This window comes from Pantoea sp. UYEF8 (assembly GCF_040546285.1).
Taxonomy (GTDB): Bacteria; Pseudomonadota; Gammaproteobacteria; order Enterobacterales; family Enterobacteriaceae; genus Pantoea; species Pantoea brenneri.
This window is the reverse complement of sequence record NZ_JBEPNM010000007.1, coordinates 80,924-102,330: the sequence shown is the minus strand read 5'-3', so window position 1 is coordinate 102,330 and position 21,407 is coordinate 80,924. Positions and strand designations below refer to the sequence as shown.

Sequence of the window (21,407 nt, the reverse complement as noted above, 5' to 3'; positions counted from 1 at the left end):
CCCTTCTCCGCACGGACGTTATGCGCAAGAGGACGCCATGCCGCAGAAGATTTACTGGATCGATAATTTACGCGCGGTTGCCTGCCTGATGGTGATCGTGATCCACACCACGACCTGGTATATCACCGGGCCGATGGCGGTCACCGGCACGTCGTGGGACGTCGCCAATCTGCTGAACTCCGCCTCGCGGGTCTGCGTGCCGCTGTTTTTCATGATCTCCGGCTACCTGTTTTTCGGCGAACGCAGCGCCCAGCCGCGTCATATGATCCGGCTGGTGCTGTGTCTGCTGTTCTACAGCGCGGTATCACTGGCGTATATCACCTGGCTGACGCCGATCAGTGAAGGCCGATCGATCCTGAAAATGCTGCAAAAACCGGTGTTTTATCACCTGTGGTTTTTCTTCGCGCTGATCGGTATCTATCTGATGTCGCCGCTGATTCAGGTGAAGTCGGTACAGGCGCGCTATGTGGCGCTGCTGGTGCTGGTGCTGGCGGTGCTGGCCAATCCGAACACCGTCAGTCAGTCGCTGGGGCCGTTTCACTTCCTGCCGGTCAATCTCTATGTCAGCGGCGACAGCATCTACTACCTGCTGTATGCGCTGTTAGGACGGGCTATCGGCACCATGGAGACAGAAAAACGCGGGCTGACACCCGCTGCCAGCGGGGTGTTTATCGCCTGTGTGATTGGCATTGCGCTCGGGACAAAGCAGGCGTTACGGGACAATGGCGCGTTTAACGACACCTGGTATCTCTACTGCGGACCGCTGGTCTTTATCGCAGCAATCAGCTTACTGCTGGTGTTTAAAAATGCCCTTAACCAGCGCGCGCTGCCGGGTTTATCGCTGATTGCGCGCTACTCTCTGCCGATCTACGGTTTTCACGCGCTGTTTATCCACTATCTGCGTACCCATCACTACGACGATATGTCGCGTCCGTGGTTCGATCTGCCGTGGGTATTCGGGGTGACGCTGGGCGGAAGCCTGCTACTGGCGATGGCGCTTAAACGCGTTGATAAACGTCACTTCGTCAGCTGATCGGCGTCACGCTGACAGGCGCGACGCAGCTGGCGCGCCGAGGAGAACCCGGCCGCCAGCGCCGCTTTCTCGGCTGATTTGCCCTGCTGCTGATGCTGGCGCGCAATGCTGACCCGCAGCTGTTCATGGTATTCGCGCACGCTGATGCCCAGATGCTGACGGAACAGCCGCGCCAGATGCCGACTGCTGACGTGCGCCCGTGCTGCCAGCTCGGTCAGCGACCAGCTGTACTCGGGATGGGCAATCATCGCATCCTGCGCCCGATGAACCGCCGGGTGCAGATGGTTACGATAACGCAGCCAGGGTGAAAGCTGCGGATCGTCACCGGCGCGGCGGAACCACACCACCATTTCACGTGCCACCGCCAGCGCGGTCGGCGTATCACACAGCTGATTAATCAGATGCAGCGCCAGATCGATGCCCGCCGTAATGCCGGCGCTGGTCCAGATATTGTCATGCCCGACAAACACCCGATTTTCCTGCACCAGTGCCTGCGGCGCAGCCGCTTTCAGCCGATCGATGACCTCATGATGGGTAGTGCAGCGAATGCCATCCAGCAACCCCGCCTGCGCGGCCAGCAGCGCACCGGAACAGACGCAGACCAGCATCAGGGCCTGTGAATGCAGTGCTGCCTGCTGCTGCTTCAGCCACTGGCGCGCCTGTTGCGCTTCGGGCGTGGCGTAACAGATCCGCGAGTCATAAACACCAGGCACCACCAGCAGGCTGTCGGCAGGCAAACCTGCTGGTAACGGCTCAATCCCGCCGATGGTCATCCCGGTGGAGCAGATCACCTGCGGTTGCGGTCCAATGTAGCGCAGCACAAAGCGATCGCCCGCCAGCTTAAGCGCCTCCGCCGGGCCAGTCAGATCGAGCGCCATCACTCCAGGCAGGGTTAAAAACCAGACGGTCTGTTTCATCGGCTGGCCTGGATTACACCAGATCCCAGCCGCGGGCGCGCCACAGCGCGGGCAGGTCCGCCATGTTGTCGAATCGCGTGACCAGCGGATGATCCAGTTCCGGATTATGCGCATCGGCGCAGTAGTAGAACACCGGAATACCGGCGGCAATGCCGGCCCGCGCGCCCGCTTCAGAATCATCCACCAGAATGCAGCGCTCAATCGCGACCTGCATCTGCTCGGCAGCGTGGTACATCAGTTCCGGATCGGGCTTCCAGTGCAGAATGTCATAACCGCTGTAGAGGTGGTCAGCAAACAGCGGCAGCATGCCGGTTAAGCCCAGCGAGTGCTGCATCTTCTTCACCGTTCCGTTCGATACCACGCACATCGGCACTTTTATCTGTTCAACCAGCGCCTTGGCACCGTCGATCGGCTGCAGGTGCTGATCAAACAACTGCGCCACCTCGGCGCGGTAGGCGGTTTCCACCTCTTCCATCGGCAACGATTGCTGATGCGCCTCACCGACGTCGCGGATGATGTCGTACAATTTGACGCCTTTATACTGCTCAAACATCTGCTGCAGCGACAGGTCGATGCCATAGCGGGCGAAAGTATTGACGTAGGCCTGGGTGCAGAGCAGTTCGCTGTCCACCAGCGTGCCATCGCAATCGAAAAAGACGCATTCTACTGACATCAGACTCTATCCTTTGATTTTGTGGGAGTCCCTCACTCTACCGTACTGAGCGCAGATTGCGAGAGTGGCAATCGGTTGCGAAAAATCATTGTATTGGCCTGGCAAAATCGCCAGGATACGCGCCGATGAATTTTTCTTCTGGATGGATGGCATGAGCAAGCAAGGCCTTTTGCAGCGCATCTTCAAGCTGCAGGAACATGGCACCACGGTGCGCACCGAAGTGATCGCGGGTATGACCACCTTTCTTACGATGGTCTACATCGTCTTTGTGAACCCGCAGATCCTCGGCGTGGCCGGTATGGATACCCAGGCGGTGTTTGTCACCACCTGCCTGATTGCCGCCTTCGGCAGTATTCTGATGGGACTGTTTGCCAATCTGCCAGTCGCACTGGCCCCGGCAATGGGACTGAATGCCTTTTTCGCCTTTGTGGTGGTCGGCGCAATGGGTTATTCGTGGCAGGTCGGTATGGGGGCGATCTTCTGGGGCGCCGTCGGTCTGCTGATCCTGACGCTGCTGCGGGTGCGCTACTGGATGATTGCCAACATCCCGCTCAGCCTGCGCGTCGGCATCACCGCCGGGATTGGCCTGTTTATCGCTATGATGGGGCTGAAAAATGCCGGCATCATCGTGCCGAATCCCGATACGCTGGTGGCGGTAGGGAATCTGACTTCGCACAGCGTGCTGCTGGGCGCGCTGGGTTTCTTTATCATCGCTATTCTGGCGTCACGTAATATCCATGCCGCAGTATTGATTTCGATGGTAGTGACCACGGCGATTGGCTGGATGCTGGGCGACGTGAAGTTCGTTGGCCTGTTTTCTGCCCCGCCAGCCATCAGTTCGGTGGTCGGTCAGGTCGATATCAAAGGCGCCTTTAACATCGGCATGGCGGGCGTGATTTTCTCCTTTATGCTGGTCAATCTGTTCGACTCGTCGGGCACGCTGATCGGCGTAACTGACAAAGCCGGACTGACCGATGAAACCGGCACCTTCCCGCGCATGCAGCAGGCGCTGTATGTTGACAGCATCAGCTCGGTCAGTGGCGCGCTGGCGGGCACCTCCTCGGTCACCGCCTACATTGAAAGTAGCTCGGGCGTGGCGATTGGTGGCCGCACCGGACTGATGGCGGTGGTAACCGGCCTACTGTTTTTGCTGGTGATGTTCCTGTCACCGCTGGCGGCGATGGTGCCAGGCTACGCCGCTGCCGGGGCGCTGATTTATGTCGGCGTACTGATGACCGCCAGCCTGTCGCGCGTGCGCTGGGATGATTTGACCGAATCGGTTCCCGCCTTTGTCACCGCCGCGATGATGCCGTTCAGCTTCTCAATCACCGAAGGGATTGCGCTGGGCTTTATCGCTTACTGCGTGATGAAGCTCGGCACCGGCCGCTGGCGTGAAATCAGCCCTTGCGTGGTGATTGTCGCGCTGATGTTCGTGCTGAAGATTGTGTTTATCGACGCTCACTAAACGCTGCGATAACCGCATCAGGCCGCTCCCGTCAGGGTAGCGGCCTTTTTTATTTCAACACCCCGAGCTGACACAGGTGGGCAAAGCTGGCATCCGTTGCGCCCTGTGGATGAAACTCAAGGCTGACCCAGCCGGGATAGTTGAGATTATCCAGCAGGGTAAACAGCCGCTCGAAATCGACCTCGCCGCTGCCGGGCTGATGACGGCCAGGCACGTCCGCAATCTGGATATGTGCAATACGGTCAATAAAGGCGGGCAGCACCTGATAGGGATCTTCACCGGCACGCAGTGAATGCCAGAGATCGTACTGCACCGCCAGGTTGTCGCTGTCGATCTGGTCAAACAGCCGCACTGCCTGCTCCACCCCGGAGATCACCGCGCCGGGTACGTCGCCGTGATTGATCGGCTCCAGCACCAGCTGAATGTCGTGCGCCTTGAGCGCGCTGGCGGCCAGAGCAAAGTTTTCACGCAGGGTTGGCAGCGGATCGCCCTGACCGGCGGCCGGTCCTGACGGACAGTTAATGCGCGGCGGTTTCAGCTGCTGACCATAGCTCACCGCCTGATCGATAGCCCGGCGGAACTCGTCACGCCGCGCCGGTTGCGCCGCGAATCCGCGGTCACCTGCATCCCAGTCACCCAGCGGCATGTTAAACAGCACCAGCTGCTGCTGGTTGCGATCCAGCGCCTGCTGGATATCGGCGCTCTCCAGGCCATAGGGGAAGAAAAATTCAACCGCCTCAAATCCGGCCTCAGCGGCGCGGTCGAAGCGTTCATAAAACGGATATTCGGTATAGAGCATGGTCAGATTAGCGGCGAAACGAAGCATATTCTCTCCTGTTAAGATGTCGCCCGGCAGCCTCGCCGCCAGGCGAGTGCGGTTAGCTGACTTGAGTGCTGCCGGCCGGCAGCGGCGCGGTCGGCGGCGCAAAACGGATAAACAGCGTGCCAATTACGTAAAGCGCGGCGCACAGGGTAAAGAAGGTCAGTACGCCGCCGTATCCGCCGGTGAGTTGCAGGATCAGACCGGCGAGAATCGGCACCAGAATGCCGCCCACGCTGCCGGCCATATTCATAAAGCCGCCGACCAGCCCAGCGCGCGCCGGATGGGCGATCAGCGCCGGGATACTCCAGTAGATACTGCCGCCGCCGGTCAGGAAGAAGGAGGCAACCGACAGCATCGCCACGGCGGTAATCGGATTCGCCACGTCCGGCAACGCAAAGAAGATCAGCAGCGTAACGCCGCCCGACAGCGCAATCAGGCTTTTCACCACCGTGCCGTGCTGATAGCCGCGCTTCACCAGCGCATCGACGGCGAATCCGGCCCCCAGTGATCCGGCAGCACCCAGCATAAAAATCACAAAGGTGGCATTACCGATGGAGCGCAAATCGAAGCCGCGTGCCTGCGCCAGATAGCTGGGTCCCCATGTCATCAGGCCAAAGTAGATCATCGCCCAGGTGGCCCGGCCAAACATCAGGCCACACAGCGACCGCCAGTCAACGCCCGGACCGGCGGGCGGCGGCGCATCCGGCGCCACACCGTCGTCACGGCCCTGCCGTATCAGCGCCATTTCGGCGGCGTTAACCCGAGGATCCTCTTCCGGGCGATCGCGCAGCTTGTACCACGCCAGTAGCGCCAGCGACATGCTGAACAGACCGGCGATGATAAACGCCAGCCGCCACGAGTCGAGCATGTCGATCAGGTAGGCGATGATCAGTCCGCCAAACGCCACACCCAGCGGGCTGCCGCAATCCATGATGGCCGCGCCGCGTCCACGTTCCGATTTGGGCATCCAGCTGGCATTCATTTTGCCGCCAGAGGGCGAAATCGGCGTTTCCGCCACGCCCAGCGCGATGCGGGCAAAGATTAGCGACAGTCCACCGGTTGCCAGCGCCAGTCCAATCTGGCTGAGGCCCCACAGTATGCTGGAGAAGGTCAGCACCTTACGCGGGCCAAAGCGATCCAGCGCCCAGCCGCCTGGCACCTGTAACAGCGCATAGGACCAGAAAAAACTGCTGAGAATCAGCCCCTGCATGGCAGGCGACAGATGGAACTCATCCTTGATGAACGGAATACCGATTGAGAGCGTGATACGGTCCATCAGGTTGACCGCCAGCAGGAAAAACAGCACGGCGAAAATGCGCCAGCGAACCCGGGTAGGCTGGGACGCGGCATCGGAATCAGGGTGTAACGCTTGCATAACTTTCTCCCGCTTGTCAGTGGCGATGCCGGGTAAATCCCGGGAACTGAACATATGTTCATTAACATATCTTATGTTTAGACATTAAAGCGGATCCTGTGAGAAAAGATTTGCGGCAGCTCACACTTCAGTAAATGCAGCGAAAATGGGCTATAGCAACGCAATAAATTGAATAATGGCTGCCAATGATTAATAACAGTGACTAATTAACGGTGCCTGGAAAGTTGGCTCGATGTCTGAAGTGTGAAGTTAAGCGCATTTTTAACAGCATCACTGCACTTCCCTCTATGAACATATGTTTTACTTAGTAACTTATGAATGAATCAGGAGGCAGGATGAAACAGACCATGCTGGTGCCTTCAGCTCATATTGCTGAGCTGTTCTTTCCGGATATGCAGGATGAAAGCAGAGTCGTCGACATTGCTGATCACCTCAGTCAGCAGCCATTTTATCGTTTCATTGAAACCGGCATGGTGCTGCAACCGGCGCAGGCCCGGCGACTGCGGGATATCAGCGAAACGAAACAGGTGAAGCTGACACAGTGGATGACCTTTGTGCTGAATCAGCAGGGGCTGAACCTCAGCAGTCCTGACCGGATTCAGCGTAAACGCAGCATGAAACGGGCCTGTGAACTGGTGCATCGCGCCGCCGAATGTGGCGCAACGCGGATTGCCTTTGTCAGCGGCAGCGATCCCGGCGCGGCACAGCGCGAAGCGGCAAAAAGCGCGCTCGGCGAGACGCTGGAACAGATCGGCGAGGTGATGAGTCAATACCCGCAGATGATCATGCAGCTGGAGCCGCTGGACCGCTTCGCCCATAAATGCCAGCTCATCGGCCCCACCGACGAAACCCTGCGCTGGATGCAGCAGCTGCGTCGGACCTGCCCACGGCTCTATCTCGCCTGGGACAGCGCGCATGTGGCGCTCAATCAGGAAGATCCTGTCGAGGCTCTGCGTCTGTGGGGAGCGCTGGTGTCACAGCTGCATCTGGCTAACGCCATCCTTGATCCGCACGATCCGGGCTATGGCGATCACCATATGCGTTTTGGCGCGCCCGGTTTCCTGACGCCCGCTGTGGCGACGGCTATCGTGGCAGCAGCCCGGCAGCTGCCGAACGATCCGCGATTAGATGAACGCAGTATTGCGGTGGAGATGCGCACCACGCCCGATGACGATCGCTGGCAAATCGAGCAGGCGTGCCGGGAATTTCTGCAGCAGGCACTCGCCGGGACCGGAGAGATGGCATGACACTGCCGGTATGTCGCGTGCGTACCGGCTGAGGGCCCATCCGTTAGTCGTCTGCAGCCAGCCGGTAGCCCAGCATTTTTTCCAGCGCCAGCCGCGAACGGATTAACACCTCAAGGCTGATGGCCGGATCAACCGGCTGAGCAGCCCGCTGCGGCCAGCTATCGGGCTGGCGATGCATCCGCAGGGGGATCTCCAGGCTGGCCGGAATCTCATTTTCCGCCAGCGCCTGAAGCAGCGGCGCATAATTCAGTTCACCCTCTCCAATCGGCGGGAAATGATATTCCCCGTTCAGCCGCATCACATCTTTAATGTGGCAATGCCGGGCACCGGGCAGCATCGTCAGCGCCTCGGCGATAGGATCCTGCTGTGGGCAGAGCGATACCATGTTGCCGGGATCGAGGTTAAATGCCACCGCCGGATGGCTGACCGCTTCCAGCAGCGCGAAGCCATCCTCAGCCACGGCAAAGGCGTCATAATCCGGATCGCCCCCATTCTCGATACACAAAATGCAGCCTGCCTCTTCGGCAATCGGCGCCATCTGCCGCAGGTTTTCAATTAACGCAGCGCGATTATCGCGTCGGGCAGTGCAGGCATTGAGATAACGGGCCCCAATCAGCCGGGCGAAGGCTACCCGCAGCCGGAATTGTTCCACTGCATCCGGCGCGGCCAGGTTAATGGTGCAGCCAAGCGCGTGCATCTTCAGGCCCGTCTGCTGTTTAAGATCGTTGATGCGGGCGGCATTCTCCTGACCAAACAGGGCCGGATCGAGTTGGCCCACATAACCCTGATTGTAAGCCAGCTCAATGTAAGCGAACCCGGCCGCACGCACGGTCTGGAAGGCAACTTCCGGTGGATGCCCATCGAACATGGCGCTGTTCACGCCCAGCTTCATTTTTTCCATCATCGTCTCCTTAAGACGTTAGCTATGACGCCAGCTTCAGCGCTTTTCATCCAAACTTTACAAACGTTCAATGCCGATTCTTATGTTCAAAGATATAGAGCAAAGCATGCCAGGGTGAAGTGATGACGGTCACAAAAAAAAGCGTAACCCGTACCGGCAGACAGAGTTGCGGGCAGGGTCACATCGGGGTAAAGGTGATGAGTCTCAACAGGATTCGGAGCAGACGGTCAGCCGAAGCCTGCGCAGCTGGTCACAATGAACAAATGACTTATCTATGCGCTTATGAACGGAAGCTTAAGCGCTCGCGAACCGCAGCATTCCGTCAGATTTCAGGATGCACGCTGCGTTCATTGGGCAGGCTGGTCAGCCGCAGGGTGCGGGGACCAATATTCGGTTTACTCATTTCCACTTCACGTAAGGCGATCCACTGATGGTGGTTATCCATCTCCCACAGATGCAGGCGCTGGGTCGCGGGCGAGAGCGCGCAGGACCAGACCAGCATTGGTTCAGCATCGCATACCACCTGGATATCGGGATAGAGCGATGAACGCAGACGGCCTGCGCCCGGCAGCAGCCGCAGCGAATCGAGCCCCGCTTCGCGCTCGCCGGTCAGCTTGAGCAGGCTCTGGCGCAGCGTCCAGATTTGCGTTACCGCTTCGACAAAATCCTGCTGGGCATTAATCCAGGCGATCTCCCCGGAGGTTAATCCCTGCATTAACTGTTCCTGAGTCTGGCGACTGCGGGCCCGCACGATTTCCATGTCCAGGCCGGCGCGGCCGCCCTCTTCAGCCAGCAGCACGCCGACCGTATTGCCGGCATAAGCGATGCTGAAATCAGGCAGATCGGGGTCAGCAAAAGCGGGGCGTCCGTGGCAATCGGTGGTCAGGCGCGGCAGCGTGTTAATGCCATAAACCCGCAGCATCAGCTGGGCCAGCAGCGTACGCGCGGCAAGAAAACGCCCACGGCGCTTATCAGCAAACTGCTGTGCCGTTTCAATAATATGCTGGGGAATGCGCATATCTTGTGCAGAGAAGTCGGGGTTACCCGTCCAGCGTACAAAATGACCAGCCATCTGTCGCTCCGTGAAAATGGTCAGATAATCATCAGCTGCATTGTAAGAATTTTCTTAACTTAATGCATCCGGCACAACACAGAATGAACCAAATTAGGAATAGGATGAGCGATCTGGCTAGATTCGCGGCGGTGAAAACTCAGTCGGGTCAGAATAAGCGTCGCGACGGACATCGCGACGCCAGCGGCATCAGGCGAACCGGCACGCCTGTTCAAAACTGAGGCGCGGCAGACGCGGGTGCAGTTTTGACGCCTCGCCATAGCCGAGGTTAATCAGCAGGTTAACCTGATACTGACTATCAGCAAAGAACGCCTCATTCACCTTCGCCGGATCAAAACCGGACATCGGGCCGGCATCCAGTCCCAGCGAGCGGGCCGCCAGGATCAGGTACCCGGCCTGCAGGCTGCTGTTACGAAAAGCGGTCTCTTTCGCCGCTTCCGGGCTGCCGGTAAACCAGCTGCGGGCATCGGCATGCGGGAACAGCGCAGGCAGCTGCTCGTAAAATTCGCGGTCCCAGGCGACGATCACCGTGACGGGCGCACTCATGGTTTTTTCGAGGTTGCCGGAAGAGAGCGCCGGTTTCAGCTTCTCTTTACCTTCCGCCGACGTCACGAAAACAAAGCGGGCGGGCGAGCAGTTAGCCGAGGTCGGGCCCAGCGCCGTTAAGCTATACAGCTGTTCCAGCAGGGCGTTGTCGACCGGCTTCGCCTGCCAGTAACTGTGGGTGCGGGCGTCGGTAAACAGCGTGTTCAGTGCGGCAGTGTCAAGCGGTGTACTCATGCAACTCTCCTGTTTCAGGCAAAAAATTTCGCCCAAGGGTGACCACGAATAGGGGTTCGCTGCCGGCGTGATGCCGCGACGGCGGCAGATAATAGCGTTTATCAGACGGGACAAATCACGGCCATCCGCCGTCGATCATCAGGTCGGCGCTCTGACCGTTATACGGCAATGCCGGGCCGCCGCAAAATAACATATCAGCAAGAATCACCGCAGGTGCGCAGCAAAGTGAAAGCGTGAAAGCGGGGAAAGGCGCCGGTCCGATAAGGACGCACTATCGGACCGGCAAAAGCGAGGTTATTTACCGATACAGAAGCTGGAGAAGATGCGGCCCAGCAGATCATCCGAGGTGAACTCGCCGGTAATCTCGCTCAGCGCCTGCTGAGCCAGGCGAAGTTCTTCTGCCAGCAGCTCACCAGCCCAGGCACCCAGCAGCTGCGCTTTGCCCTGCAGCAGGTGCGTCGCTGCTAACTCCAGCGCCTGCAGATGACGACGGCGCGCCAGGAAGCCGCCTTCCATATTGCCGGCGAACCCCATGCTCTGCTTCAGGTGATCGCGCAGTTCATCAACCCCGGTGCTGGTGCGTGCCGACAGCCGAATCACTGCGTGGCCATTTATCTCTGTCAGGCCTGGCTGTTCACCGGTGACGTCGGCTTTATTGCGCACCACGGTAATCGGTAACTCAGGCGGCAGGCGTGAAACAAAGTCGGGCCAGATGGCCGCGGCTTCGGTCGCGTCGGTGGTAGTGCCATCGACCATAAACAGCACCCGGTCAGCCTGCTCAATCTCCTGCCAGGCGCGCTCAATACCGATGCGCTCGACTTCATCGCTGGCCTCACGCAAACCGGCGGTATCGATGATATGCAGTGGCATACCATCAATATGAATATGTTCACGCAATACGTCGCGCGTGGTGCCGGCAATGTCGGTGACAATCGCCGCGTCACGACCCGCCAGCGCATTCAGCAGGCTCGATTTGCCCGCGTTAGGCCGACCCGCAATCACCACCTTCATCCCTTCACGCAGCAGGCTGCCCTGGCGCGCCTCAGCCCGTACGCCATCGAGATCGGCGATCACCGCATTCAGCTGCGCTTCGATTTTGCCGTCAGAGAGGAAGTCGATCTCCTCATCCGGGAAGTCAATAGCCGCTTCAACGTAGATGCGCAGATGAGTCAGGGCTTCCACCAGTTGATTGACGCGGGTGGAGAATACCCCCTGCAGCGAATTGACCGCAGAACGGGCCGCCTGCTCTGAGCTGGCATCGATCAGATCGGCTATCGCCTCGGCCTGCGCCAGGTCGAGCTTATCGTTGAGAAACGCGCGCTCTGAAAACTCACCCGGCTGGGCGATGCGTACGCCGGGCAGCGCCACGATGCGTTTCAGCAACAGATCGAGGATCACCGGACCGCCGTGGCCCTGCAGCTCCAGCACATCTTCACCGGTAAACGAGTTAGGCCCCGGAAACCACAGCGCAATGCCCTGATCCAGTACGCTGCCGTCAGCATCGGTAAACGGCAGATAGTCGGCATAACGCGGCTTAGGCAGTTTGCCCAGCAGCTGCTGCGCCACCTCGGCTGCACGGGCACCGGAGATGCGCAAAATACCTACGCCGCCGCGTCCGGGCGGCGTAGCCTGGGCAACAATGGTATCGCTGTGGCTCATAAATTCTCTCTCGCTACAAAAAACAAAGGCGGTCGCTTTGACCGCCTGAGGATAGACCGTTTAGGGCGGGATCGCTCCCGCTTTACATCGCTTAGGCTTTCTTCTTGTCGCGGCTATGCAGACCACGTTTTTCCAGGCCGCGATAAATCAGCTGCTGCTGGAGAATGGTAACCAGGTTGCTGACGATGTAGTACAGCACCAGACCTGACGGGAACCACAGGAAGAACACGGTGAAAATCACCGGCATGTAGGTCATGATCTTCTGCTGCATCGGATCGGTCACGGTGGTCGGTGACATCTTCTGAATGAAGAACATGGTAATGCCCATCAGAATCGGCAGGATGTAGTACGGGTCCTGCGCGGACAGGTCATGGATCCACAGCACAAACGGCGCGTGACGCAGTTCAACAGAACCTGACAGCATGTAATACAGTGCCAGGAAGATCGGCATCTGGATTACCAGCGGCAGACAGCCACCCAGCGGATTGACCTTCTCTGCTTTATACAGCGCCATCATTTCCTGGCTCTGCTTCTGCTTGTCATCACCCAGACGTTCACGCATCGCCTGAATCTTCGGCTGCAGCATGCGCATCTTCGCCATCGAGGTGTACTGCGCTTTGGTCAGCGGGTACATGATGCCACGCACGATAAAGGTGATCACGATAATGGAGAAGCCCCAGTTACCGATGAAGCTGTGGATAAATTTCAGCAGCTTGAACAGCGGCTGAGAGATAAACCACAACCAGCCGTAATCGACGGTCAGATCAAGGTGCGGCGCAATGGCTGCCATCTTGTCCTGAATTTCCGGACCGACCCACAGGGTTGCACCGAGGTTCTGCTGTGCGCCTGCGGCAATGGTCACCGGCGCAGATTTGTAGCCAATCGCCGCCACGCCATTACCCAGGTTGCTGGTGTAAAGGGTGTTGGTGCCATCGGTACGCGGAACCCATGCGGTGGCAAAGTACTGCTGCAGCATCGCCACCCAGCCGTTGCTGGTGGTGGTGTTCAGGTTCTCGTTATCCGCGATATTGTCGAATTTGTACTTCTCATATTTCGAATCGCTGGTGGAGTACGCCGCGCCACGGAAGGTATGCAGTGCAAAGTTGTTGCTGCCGGTATCACGGTGCTTCGGCAGATCAATGGTCTGCTTCAGCTGGCCAAACAGCGACACTTCCAGCGGCTGCTGAGTGGTGTTGTTGACATGATAATCGACGTTAACCGCATATTCGCCACGCTTGAAGACGAAGGTTTTGGTGTAAACCACGCCGTTTTCAGCGGTATAGGTCATCGGCACACGCAGCTCGGACTGGCCTTCCGCCATTTCGAAGTGATCCTGCGTGGTAGTGAACAAAGGACGCGCGCCGTTGTTCGGGTTGTCCGGGCCATTACGACCGGTCAAACCACTCTGTGCCTGATAAAGGAACGATGGCGTCGTTTCAAGCAGCTGGAACGGCTGGTCGGAACCCAGTTTGTCCGGGAAAGTCAGCAGCTGTGCTTGTTCAACATCACCGCCGCGGGTGTTGATATTTAATGACAGGACATCAGTCTTAACGGTGATCGTCTGGCCCTGACCGCTGGCCGGTACACCCTGACTGGCGGCATCACCCGCTACGCTGTTAGTGTTTTGTGTGGTCTGCGTCTGCTGTGGCTGCGGAGCGTGGTCCGTCTGCCAGGCTTGCCAGATCATAAAAGACACGAACAGAAAAGCGATGAGAAAGAGATTGCGTTGCGAATCCATCGTTAATGTTCTCTGGTATCAAAGGTTTTTGGCGGCACAGGATCGTCACCACCCGGGTTCAAAGGGTGGCATTTTAATACGCGTTTTAACGTCAACCAACTGCCTTTTATCACGCCAAACCTGCGTAACGCCTCAATTCCGTATTGAGAGCAGGTCGGATGAAACCGACAGTGTGGGCCCAGTAATGGACTGATGCCGCGTTGATAGACGCGTATCAGGACGATCAGGAGCCGCGCGCCAGGCGACAGTGACGACGCCATAATTTCTCCAACGCTTCCGCCAGCATACGGTTATCCAGATCGGCAACCCCTTTCTTCGCCACCACCACGAAGTCCATCGACGGCAGTTCATGTTGACGCAGACGAAAGCTTTCGCGGGTCAATCGCTTGATCCGGTTACGTTCGTGGGCACGTTTCACATGTTTTTTAGCGACGGTGAGACCGATGCGGGGATGCCCCAGCGCGTTAAGGCGGCCGAGAATAGTAATTTGCGGCGTGCCAGCCCGTTGTGGCTGCTGGAAGACGAAAGTGAAATGAGTGGGAGTTAACAAGCGTAACTCCCTGGGAAATGCGAGCTTACCCATCAGGGCTAGCTTTATTACTTAGAAACGGTCAGACGAGAACGGCCTTTAGCACGACGACGTGCCAGAACCTGACGACCATTTTTTGTAGCCATACGAGCACGGAAACCGTGTGAACGGTTGCGCTTCAGTACGGACGGTTGAAAAGTGCGTTTCATGGCGGTTTCTACCTAAACTTGAAAATTTTCACTGGGTGACGCGTTTCGGGCCAATAAATCGACCGACGCCTCAATGTGTCTTTAATAAAGAGGCGGGATTGTAATAATTGTACAGTCCCGAGTCAATTTACTTCGCGTGTCGCAGTACCTGGAAACACGGATACAGCCCGCTGAGTCCGGGCATTGGGCTTAACGCGACAACGCCGGGTGACGAATTATACGGGCTCCCGGTTAAAGCGCAAGGATCGCGCCGGATCTTATTGCGATCAAATTGGCGGATCGTGGGGATAAAACGAGAAGTCACCCGAAAATCTGACGCATTCAGCCAGATTCCTGCTGGTTTTTCCCGCAACTGGCGTAAACTTCTCTGCGCGCCTTTCGCCTGTGGATAAAAAGGATCAAAACTGTGTAGAAAGGGAAGATCTCTGTCTCGCTTTGCGCTATGATCCGCCCTTCCGCTGACGATCCTCCGGTGATTGCAGGACGGAAAACCGCTGATAGCGGTCGCAGGCGCTTTCTTACGTCTGTGTCAAAAATGAACGTTTCTTAGAGTAACGCCTACTATTCTTATCGAATTTGTACGAGTGGAGTCCGCCGTGTCACTTACGCTTTGGCAACAGTGTCTTGCCCGTTTGCAGGATGAGCTTCCTGCCACCGAATTCAGCATGTGGATTCGTCCACTACAGGCTGAGTTAAACGACAATACGCTTGCCTTGTATGCTCCAAATCGCTTCGTACTCGACTGGGTTCGGGACAAATACCTCAATAGCATTAACGCATTACTGAATGAATTCTGCGGTCCGAACGTACCGTTATTGCGTTTTGAAGTGGGTACACGCCCGGTTCAGCAAACTGCCGCCGTCAGCCAGCCGGTGATGGCCAGCGTCAGCGCGCCTGCTATCCCGGTACAGAGCCATATCCGTCCGGCCCCGACGCAGATCATGCGTCCAAGCTGGGATAACGTGCCGGCACCCGCTGATGTGACCTACCGTTCGAATGTGAATAACCGCCATAACTTCGATAACTTCGTCGAAGGTAAATCTAACCAGCTGGCGCGCGCGGCGGCACGCCAGGTGGCAGATAATCCGGGCGGCGCGTACAACCCGCTGTTCCTGTATGGCGGCACCGGCCTGGGGAAAACCCACCTGCTGCACGCGGTAGGCAACGGCATTATTGCGCGTAAACCCAATGCTAAAGTGGTTTACATGCACTCAGAGCGCTTCGTCCAGGACATGGTTAAGGCGTTGCAGAACAATGCGATCGAAGAATTTAAGCGCTACTACCGTTCGGTCGATGCGCTGCTGATCGATGATATTCAGTTCTTCGCCAATAAAGAGCGTTCGCAGGAAGAGTTCTTCCACACCTTTAATGCCTTATTAGAAGGCAATCAGCAGATCATCCTGACCTCAGATCGTTATCCAAAAGAGATCAACGGGGTGGAAGATCGTCTGAAGTCGCGTTTTGGCTGGGGGTTAACGGTGGCGATCGAGCCGCCTGAACTGGAAACGCGCGTGGCGATCCTGATGAAAAAAGCCGACGAGAATGACATTCGTCTGCCGGGTGAAGTGGCGTTCTTTATTGCCAAGCGTTTACGCTCTAACGTTCGTGAGCTGGAAGGCGCACTGAATCGCGTGATCGCCAACGCCAACTTTACCGGCCGGGCGATCACCATCGACTTCGTGCGCGAAGCGTTGCGCGATCTGCTGGCGCTGCAGGAAAAGCTGGTCACCATTGATAATATTCAGAAGACCGTGGCTGAGTACTACAAAATTAAGGTCGCGGATCTGCTTTCCAAGCGCCGTTCGCGTTCGGTAGCGCGTCCGCGCCAGATGGCGATGGCGATGGCAAAAGAGCTGACTAACCATAGCTTGCCAGAAATTGGCGATGCCTTTGGCGGTCGCGACCACACGACGGTGCTTCACGCCTGCCGCAAGATTGAGCAGCTGCGTGAAGAGAGCCACGATATCAAAGAAGATTTCTCTAATCTCATCAGAACATTATCTTCCTGACGCTATGAAATTTATTGTTGAACGTGAGCAGTTACTGAAGCCGCTGCAACAGGTGAGCGGCCCGCTAGGGGGTCGTCCGACGCTGCCGATTCTTGGAAACCTGCTGTTGCAGGTGACAGAAGGTACGCTGTTGCTGACCGGTACCGATTTAGAAATGGAGATGGTGGCGCGCGTTGCCCTGACGCAGGCCCATGAGCCTGGAGCAACCACCGTGCCCGCGCGGAAATTCCTCGATATCTGTCGCGGATTGCCGGAAGGCGCGGAGATCACGCTGTCACTGGAAGGCGATCGCATGTTAGTGCGTTCAGGCCGCAGCCGCTTCTCGCTGTCGACCCTGCCCGCCAGCGATTTCCCGAATCTGGATGACTGGCAGAGCGAGGTTGAATTCACCCTGCCGCAGGCGACGCTGAAACGACTGATCGAAGCGACTCAGTTCTCAATGGCGCATCAGGATGTTCGCTACTACCTCAACGGGATGATGTTTGAAACCGAAGGGGAAGAGCTGCGCACCGTGGCTACCGACGGTCACCGTCTGGCGGTCTGTTCAATGCCGATCGGTCAGGCGCTGCCGAGTCACTCGGTGATTGTGCCGCGTAAAGGGGTAATTGAGCTGCTGCGACTGCTGGATGGCGGCGATACGCCGCTGCAGGTGCAAATCGGCGGCAGCAATATCCGCGCGCACGTCGGCGACTTTATCTTTACGTCGAAGCTGGTTGATGGTCGTTTCCCTGACTATCGCCGCGTATTGCCGAAGAATCCCGATAAAGCGCTGGAAGCCGGCTGCGATCTGTTAAAGCAGGCATTTGCCCGCGCAGCGATTCTGTCGAATGAGAAGTTCCGCGGCGTTCGCCTCTATATCACCGAAAATCAGCTGAAAATCACCGCCAATAACCCTGAACAGGAAGAAGCGGAAGAGATGCTGGATGTCAGCTACAACGGCACCGAACTGGAGATCGGCTTTAACGTCAGTTACGTGCTGGATGTGCTGAACGCGCTGAAGTGTGAAAATGTCCGTCTGCTGCTGACCGACTCGGTGTCGAGCGTACAGATTGAAGATGTGGCGAGTCCGGCAGCAGCCTACGTCGTGATGCCCATGCGCTTGTAGAATATATCGGCCTGGCTTACTTGCCATTCTGATTCCGGGCAGTGCTCGCCCCTGGTCACATACTTCAGTATGCTCCCAGGGCCTGCGCGCTTCTTGTAGAATATATCGGCCTGGCTTACTTGCTACGTTGTGCCCCGGCAGTGCTCGCCATCCTCACGTACTTCAGTACGCTCCGGTGGCTGTGCGCTGGCGGGGCGCAACGTAGCTGCGACGCCGACGGCCTGGTGACTGAGGTATCGGGCAAACCAGCTTTGCCGTTGACGCACTGGATCGCCAGGCCCAAAATTTTATTGCCCTTCACGCTGGATTGATTCATGGCTTTAACCCGCCTCCTTATCAAAGATTTTCGTAATATTGAGCAGGCTGACCTGCAGCTGGCACCCGGCTTTAATTTCCTGGTCGGCGCTAATGGCAGCGGTAAAACCAGCGTATTAGAGGCGATTTACACCCTGGGCCACGGTCGGGCGTTTCGCAGCCTGCAGGCGGGCCGCGTGATCCGTCACGACGAAGCAGCCTTTGTGCTGCATGGCCGGCTGGAAGGTAAAGAGCGGGAGATTTCTGTCGGGCTGACCAAAAACCGCGCCGGTGACAGTAAAGTACGCATTGACGGCAGCGACGGCCACAAAGTGGCTGAACTGGCGCAGCTGTTACCGATGCAGTTAATCACGCCGGAAGGGTTTACTTTGCTCAATGGCGGCCCCAAATACCGTAGAGCCTACGTCGACTGGGGCTGCTTTCATAATACGCCCGGTTTTTTCAACGCCTGGAGCAACCTGCGCCGCCTGTTAAAACAGCGCAACGCCGCCCTGCGCCAGGTCTCACGTTACAGTCAGATTCGTCCCTGGGACCAGGAACTGGTACCGCTGGCTGAACAGATAAGCCAGTGGCGCGCCGAATACAGCGCGGCGATTTCGGCGGAGATTACTGCCACCTGCCGCCAGTTCCTGCCCGAGTTTGAGCTGCGCTTTTCATTTCAGCGCGGCTGGGACAAAGAGAGCGATTACGGCGAACTGCTGGAACGCAACTTTGAGCGCGATCGCGCCCTGACCTACACCGCCAGCGGGCCGCATAAAGCCGATTTTCGTATTCGGGCTGAAGGGACGCCGGTGGAAGATTTACTCTCACGCGGGCAGCTAAAACTGCTGATGTGTGCATTGCGTCTGGCGCAGGGCGAGTTCCTGACAAGCCAGAGCGGACGCCGTTGTGTTTACCTGATCGATGACTTTGCTTCTGAGCTGGATGACAGCCGCCGACGCCTGCTGGCAGAGCGGTTAAAAGCCACCCAGGCGCAGGTGTTTGTCAGCGCTATTTCTGCCGAGCATGTAATCGACATGACCGACGAAAAGGGCAAGATGTTCCGCGTGGAACAGGGTAAAATAGCGGTTCAACCTGAAGATTAAAATGAGCGAGAAACGTTGATGTCGAATTCTTATGACTCCTCAAGTATCAAAGTCCTGAAGGGGCTTGATGCGGTACGCAAACGCCCGGGCATGTATATCGGCGATACCGATGACGGTACCGGTCTGCATCACATGGTATTCGAGGTCGTGGATAACGCAATCGACGAAGCGCTCGCTGGTCACTGTAGTGACATCGTGGTCACCATTCATGCGGATAACTCCGTTTCGGTGCAGGATGATGGACGCGGCATTCCAACCGGCATTCACGAAGAAGAAGGCATTTCCGCCGCTGAAGTGATCATGACGGTGCTGCATGCGGGCGGTAAGTTCGACGATAACTCCTATAAAGTCTCCGGCGGTCTGCATGGCGTCGGTGTCTCGGTGGTTAACGCCCTGTCACAGAAGCTGGAGCTGACCATTCGTCGCGAAGGCAAAGTACACCAGCAGGTCTACGTCCATGGCGTGCCGCAGGCACCGCTGTCGGTGACCGGCGAGACCGATTTGACCGGTACCCGTGTGCGCTTCTGGCCAAGCCACGAAACCTTTACCAACGTGCGCGATTTTGAGTATGACATCCTGGCGAAACGCCTGCGTGAACTGTCGTTCCTCAACTCCGGCGTGTCGATTCGTCTGGAAGATAAGCGTGACGGCAAGTCTGATCACTTCCATTACGAAGGCGGCATCCGGGCATTCGTTGAATACCTCAACAAAAACAAAACCCCGATTCACCCAACCGTGTTCTATTTCTCTACCGAGAAAGATGGCATCGGTGTGGAAGTGGCGCTGCAGTGGAACGATGGCTTCCAGGAAAACATCTACTGCTTCACCAACAACATCCCACAGCGTGACGGCGGTACCCACCTTGCGGGCTTCCGTGCGGCGATGACCCGTACCCTGAATGCCTACATGGATAAAGAGGGTTACAGCAAGAAAGCCAAAGTCAGCGCCACCGGTGACGATGCGCGTGAAGGTCTGATCGCAGTGGTTTCGGTGAAAGTGCCGGACCCAAAATTCTCATCCCAGACCAAAGACAAACTGGTTTCGTCTGAAGTGAAGTCAGCGGTTGAACAGCAGATGAACGAACTGCTGGCGGAATACCTGCTGGAAAATCCGGGTGACGCAAAAATCGTGGTCGGCAAAATCATCGACGCAGCGCGCGCCCGTGAAGCCGCACGTCGTGCCCGTGAGATGACCCGTCGTAAAGGCGCGCTGGACCTGGCGGGTCTGCCAGGCAAACTGGCGGATTGCCAGGAGCGCGACCCGGCGCTGTCTGAAATCTACCTGGTGGAGGGTGACTCCGCTGGCGGTTCGGCCAAACAGGGCCGTAACCGTAAGAATCAGGCGATTCTGCCGCTAAAAGGTAAGATCCTTAACGTTGAGAAAGCGCGCTTCGACAAAATGCTCGCCTCGCAGGAAGTGGCCACGCTGATTACCGCGCTCGGTTGCGGCATTGGTCGCGACGAGTACAACCCGGACAAGCTGCGCTATCACAGCATCATCATCATGACCGATGCCGATGTCGATGGTTCGCACATCCGTACGCTGCTGCTGACTTTCTTCTACCGTCAGATGCCGGAAATCATCGAGCGCGGCCACGTTTATATCGCGCAGCCGCCGCTGTATAAAGTGAAGAAAGGCAAGCAGGAGCAGTACATCAAAGATGACGACGCGATGGATCAATACCAGATCGCTATCGCGCTTGATGGTGCCACGCTGCACACTAATGCCAGCGCCCCGGCCCTGGCTGGTGAGCCGCTGGAGACGCTGGTCTCTGACTTCAACAGCACCCAGAAGATGATCAAGCGTATGGAGCGCCGTTATCCGGTTGCCCTGCTGCGCGCGCTGATTTATCACGACACGCTGAGCGATCTGAGCAATGAAGCAGAAGTGACCCGCTGGCTGAACAGCCTGGTGAGCTATCTCACTGAGCGCGAAGCGCACGGTAGTACCTATCTGGCGCAGGTGCGTGAAAACCGCGAGCTGAACCTGTTCGAACCGGTGCTGCGCGTCCGTACCCACGGTGTGGATACTGATTATCCGCTGGAAGCCGATTTCATCCAGGGACCTGAGTACCGCAAAATCTGTGGCCTCGGCGACAAGCTGCGTGGCCTGCTGGAAGAGGATGCTTACATTGAACGTGGCGAGCGTCGTCAACCGGTAGCCAGCTTCGAGCAGGCGATTGAGTGGCTGGTGAAAGAGTCGCGTCGCGGCCTCTCGGTACAGCGCTACAAAGGTCTGGGCGAGATGAACCCGGAACAGCTGTGGGAAACCACCATGGACCCGGATAGCCGTCGTATGCTGCGCGTTACCATTAAAGATGCGATTGGCGCTGACCAGCTATTTACTACCCTGATGGGCGATGCGGTTGAACCGCGCCGTGCCTTCATCGAAGAGAATGCGCTGAAAGCCGCCAATATCGATATCTAATCGGCTGCTGACGTCACAGGCCATCACGCAAGTGATGGCCTTTTT

19 protein-coding genes are annotated in these 21,407 nt (G+C 57.4%); 7 read left to right on the top strand and 12 right to left on the bottom strand.

Annotated features, from left to right (window positions below; translation table 11 throughout):
- Positions 1-37 precede the first annotated feature (37 nt).
- Positions 38-1,033, top strand: a complete 996-nt coding sequence (locus ABIB18_RS14655; RefSeq protein WP_089561620.1) for an acyltransferase — start codon at positions 38-40, stop codon at positions 1,031-1,033.
- Here ABIB18_RS14655 and ABIB18_RS14650 read toward each other — a convergent pair.
- Both ABIB18_RS14650 and yieH read right to left on the bottom strand, forming a co-directional pair.
- Positions 1,018-1,950 (bottom strand): GlxA family transcriptional regulator, encoded by a 933-nt coding sequence (locus ABIB18_RS14650; protein WP_031375583.1) that lies wholly within the window; start codon positions 1,948-1,950, stop codon positions 1,018-1,020. The two genes, ABIB18_RS14655 and ABIB18_RS14650, sit on opposite strands and share 16 nt — an antisense overlap.
- A gap of 13 nt (positions 1,951-1,963) precedes the next feature.
- Positions 1,964-2,623, bottom strand: a complete 660-nt coding sequence (gene yieH / locus ABIB18_RS14645; protein ID WP_069728629.1) for a 6-phosphogluconate phosphatase — start codon at positions 2,621-2,623, stop codon at positions 1,964-1,966.
- A gap of 151 nt (positions 2,624-2,774) precedes the next feature.
- Here yieH and ABIB18_RS14640 point away from each other — a divergent pair, with 151 nt between their 5' ends.
- A complete protein-coding gene (locus ABIB18_RS14640; RefSeq protein ID WP_031375585.1) occupies positions 2,775-4,088 on the top strand; it encodes an NCS2 family permease in 1,314 nt (437 codons plus the stop codon).
- 49 nt (positions 4,089-4,137) lie between these two features.
- Here the strand turns inward: ABIB18_RS14640 and ABIB18_RS14635 are convergent, their stop codons facing one another.
- Together ABIB18_RS14635 and ABIB18_RS14630 are read right to left on the bottom strand one after the other, a co-directional pair.
- Positions 4,138-4,914 carry a hydroxypyruvate isomerase family protein gene (locus tag ABIB18_RS14635; protein WP_354474625.1) on the bottom strand — a complete coding sequence of 259 codons (777 nt, stop codon included), beginning with the start codon at positions 4,912-4,914 and terminating at the stop codon, positions 4,138-4,140.
- 52 nt (positions 4,915-4,966) lie between these two features.
- Positions 4,967-6,286: an MFS transporter gene (locus ABIB18_RS14630; RefSeq protein WP_354474623.1), complete on the bottom strand. Its 1,320-nt coding sequence runs from the start codon at positions 6,284-6,286 to the stop codon at positions 4,967-4,969.
- 335 nt (positions 6,287-6,621) lie between these two features.
- Between ABIB18_RS14630 and ABIB18_RS14625 the strand changes: the two genes are divergently transcribed.
- Positions 6,622-7,533 carry a sugar phosphate isomerase/epimerase family protein gene (locus ABIB18_RS14625; RefSeq protein WP_031375186.1) on the top strand — a complete coding sequence of 304 codons (912 nt, stop codon included), beginning with the start codon at positions 6,622-6,624 and terminating at the stop codon, positions 7,531-7,533.
- A gap of 43 nt (positions 7,534-7,576) precedes the next feature.
- On the opposite strand, the gene ABIB18_RS14620 is transcribed toward ABIB18_RS14625, so the two are convergent.
- The 8 genes from ABIB18_RS14620 to rpmH form a co-directional block, all read right to left on the bottom strand.
- Complete coding sequence (locus tag ABIB18_RS14620) at positions 7,577-8,437, bottom strand: sugar phosphate isomerase/epimerase family protein (protein ID WP_354474621.1); 861 nt, start codon at positions 8,435-8,437, stop codon at positions 7,577-7,579.
- 319 nt (positions 8,438-8,756) lie between these two features.
- Positions 8,757-9,506, bottom strand: a complete 750-nt coding sequence (locus tag ABIB18_RS14615) for a 4'-phosphopantetheinyl transferase family protein (RefSeq protein WP_031375184.1) — start codon at positions 9,504-9,506, stop codon at positions 8,757-8,759.
- Between the two features lie 189 nt (positions 9,507-9,695).
- On the bottom strand, positions 9,696-10,286 hold the full coding sequence (locus ABIB18_RS14610) for a malonic semialdehyde reductase (RefSeq protein WP_031375183.1): 591 nt from the start codon (positions 10,284-10,286) through the stop codon (positions 9,696-9,698).
- Positions 10,287-10,580: 294 nt separating this feature from the next.
- On the bottom strand, positions 10,581-11,945 hold the full coding sequence (mnmE, locus tag ABIB18_RS14605) for a tRNA uridine-5-carboxymethylaminomethyl(34) synthesis GTPase MnmE (RefSeq protein ID WP_046289493.1): 1,365 nt from the start codon (positions 11,943-11,945) through the stop codon (positions 10,581-10,583).
- Positions 11,946-12,036: 91 nt separating this feature from the next.
- The gene (gene yidC, locus ABIB18_RS14600; RefSeq protein ID WP_031375182.1) at positions 12,037-13,683 is read right to left on the bottom strand and encodes a membrane protein insertase YidC; all 1,647 of its coding nucleotides are present in this window, start codon (positions 13,681-13,683) and stop codon (positions 12,037-12,039) included.
- A 2-nt stretch (positions 13,684-13,685) separates the two neighbouring features.
- Positions 13,686-13,943, bottom strand: coding sequence for a membrane protein insertion efficiency factor YidD (yidD, locus tag ABIB18_RS14595; protein ID WP_072051038.1), 258 nt, complete (start codon positions 13,941-13,943; stop codon positions 13,686-13,688).
- A complete protein-coding gene (gene rnpA, locus ABIB18_RS14590) occupies positions 13,907-14,266 on the bottom strand; it encodes a ribonuclease P protein component (protein WP_008926396.1) in 360 nt (119 codons plus the stop codon). The genes yidD and rnpA overlap by 37 nt, the downstream gene beginning before the upstream one ends.
- 14 nt (positions 14,267-14,280) lie before the next feature.
- Entirely contained in the window at positions 14,281-14,421 is a 141-nt protein-coding gene (rpmH, locus tag ABIB18_RS14585; RefSeq protein WP_003849659.1) for a 50S ribosomal protein L34, read from the bottom strand.
- Between the two features lie 596 nt (positions 14,422-15,017).
- Here rpmH and dnaA point away from each other — a divergent pair.
- The 4 genes from dnaA (at position 15,018) to gyrB (ending at position 21,362) form a co-directional block, all read left to right on the top strand.
- Positions 15,018-16,430, top strand: coding sequence for a chromosomal replication initiator protein DnaA (dnaA, locus tag ABIB18_RS14580; protein ID WP_031375181.1), 1,413 nt, complete (start codon positions 15,018-15,020; stop codon positions 16,428-16,430).
- A gap of 4 nt (positions 16,431-16,434) precedes the next feature.
- Positions 16,435-17,535 (top strand): DNA polymerase III subunit beta, encoded by a 1,101-nt coding sequence (gene dnaN, locus ABIB18_RS14575; protein ID WP_031375180.1) that lies wholly within the window; start codon positions 16,435-16,437, stop codon positions 17,533-17,535.
- 314 nt (positions 17,536-17,849) lie between these two features.
- A complete protein-coding gene (gene recF / locus ABIB18_RS14570; RefSeq protein ID WP_046289494.1) occupies positions 17,850-18,935 on the top strand; it encodes a DNA replication/repair protein RecF in 1,086 nt (361 codons plus the stop codon).
- 18 nt (positions 18,936-18,953) lie between these two features.
- On the top strand, positions 18,954-21,362 hold the full coding sequence (gene gyrB, locus ABIB18_RS14565; protein WP_031375178.1) for a DNA topoisomerase (ATP-hydrolyzing) subunit B: 2,409 nt from the start codon (positions 18,954-18,956) through the stop codon (positions 21,360-21,362).
- Positions 21,363-21,407: the final 45 nt, after the last annotated feature.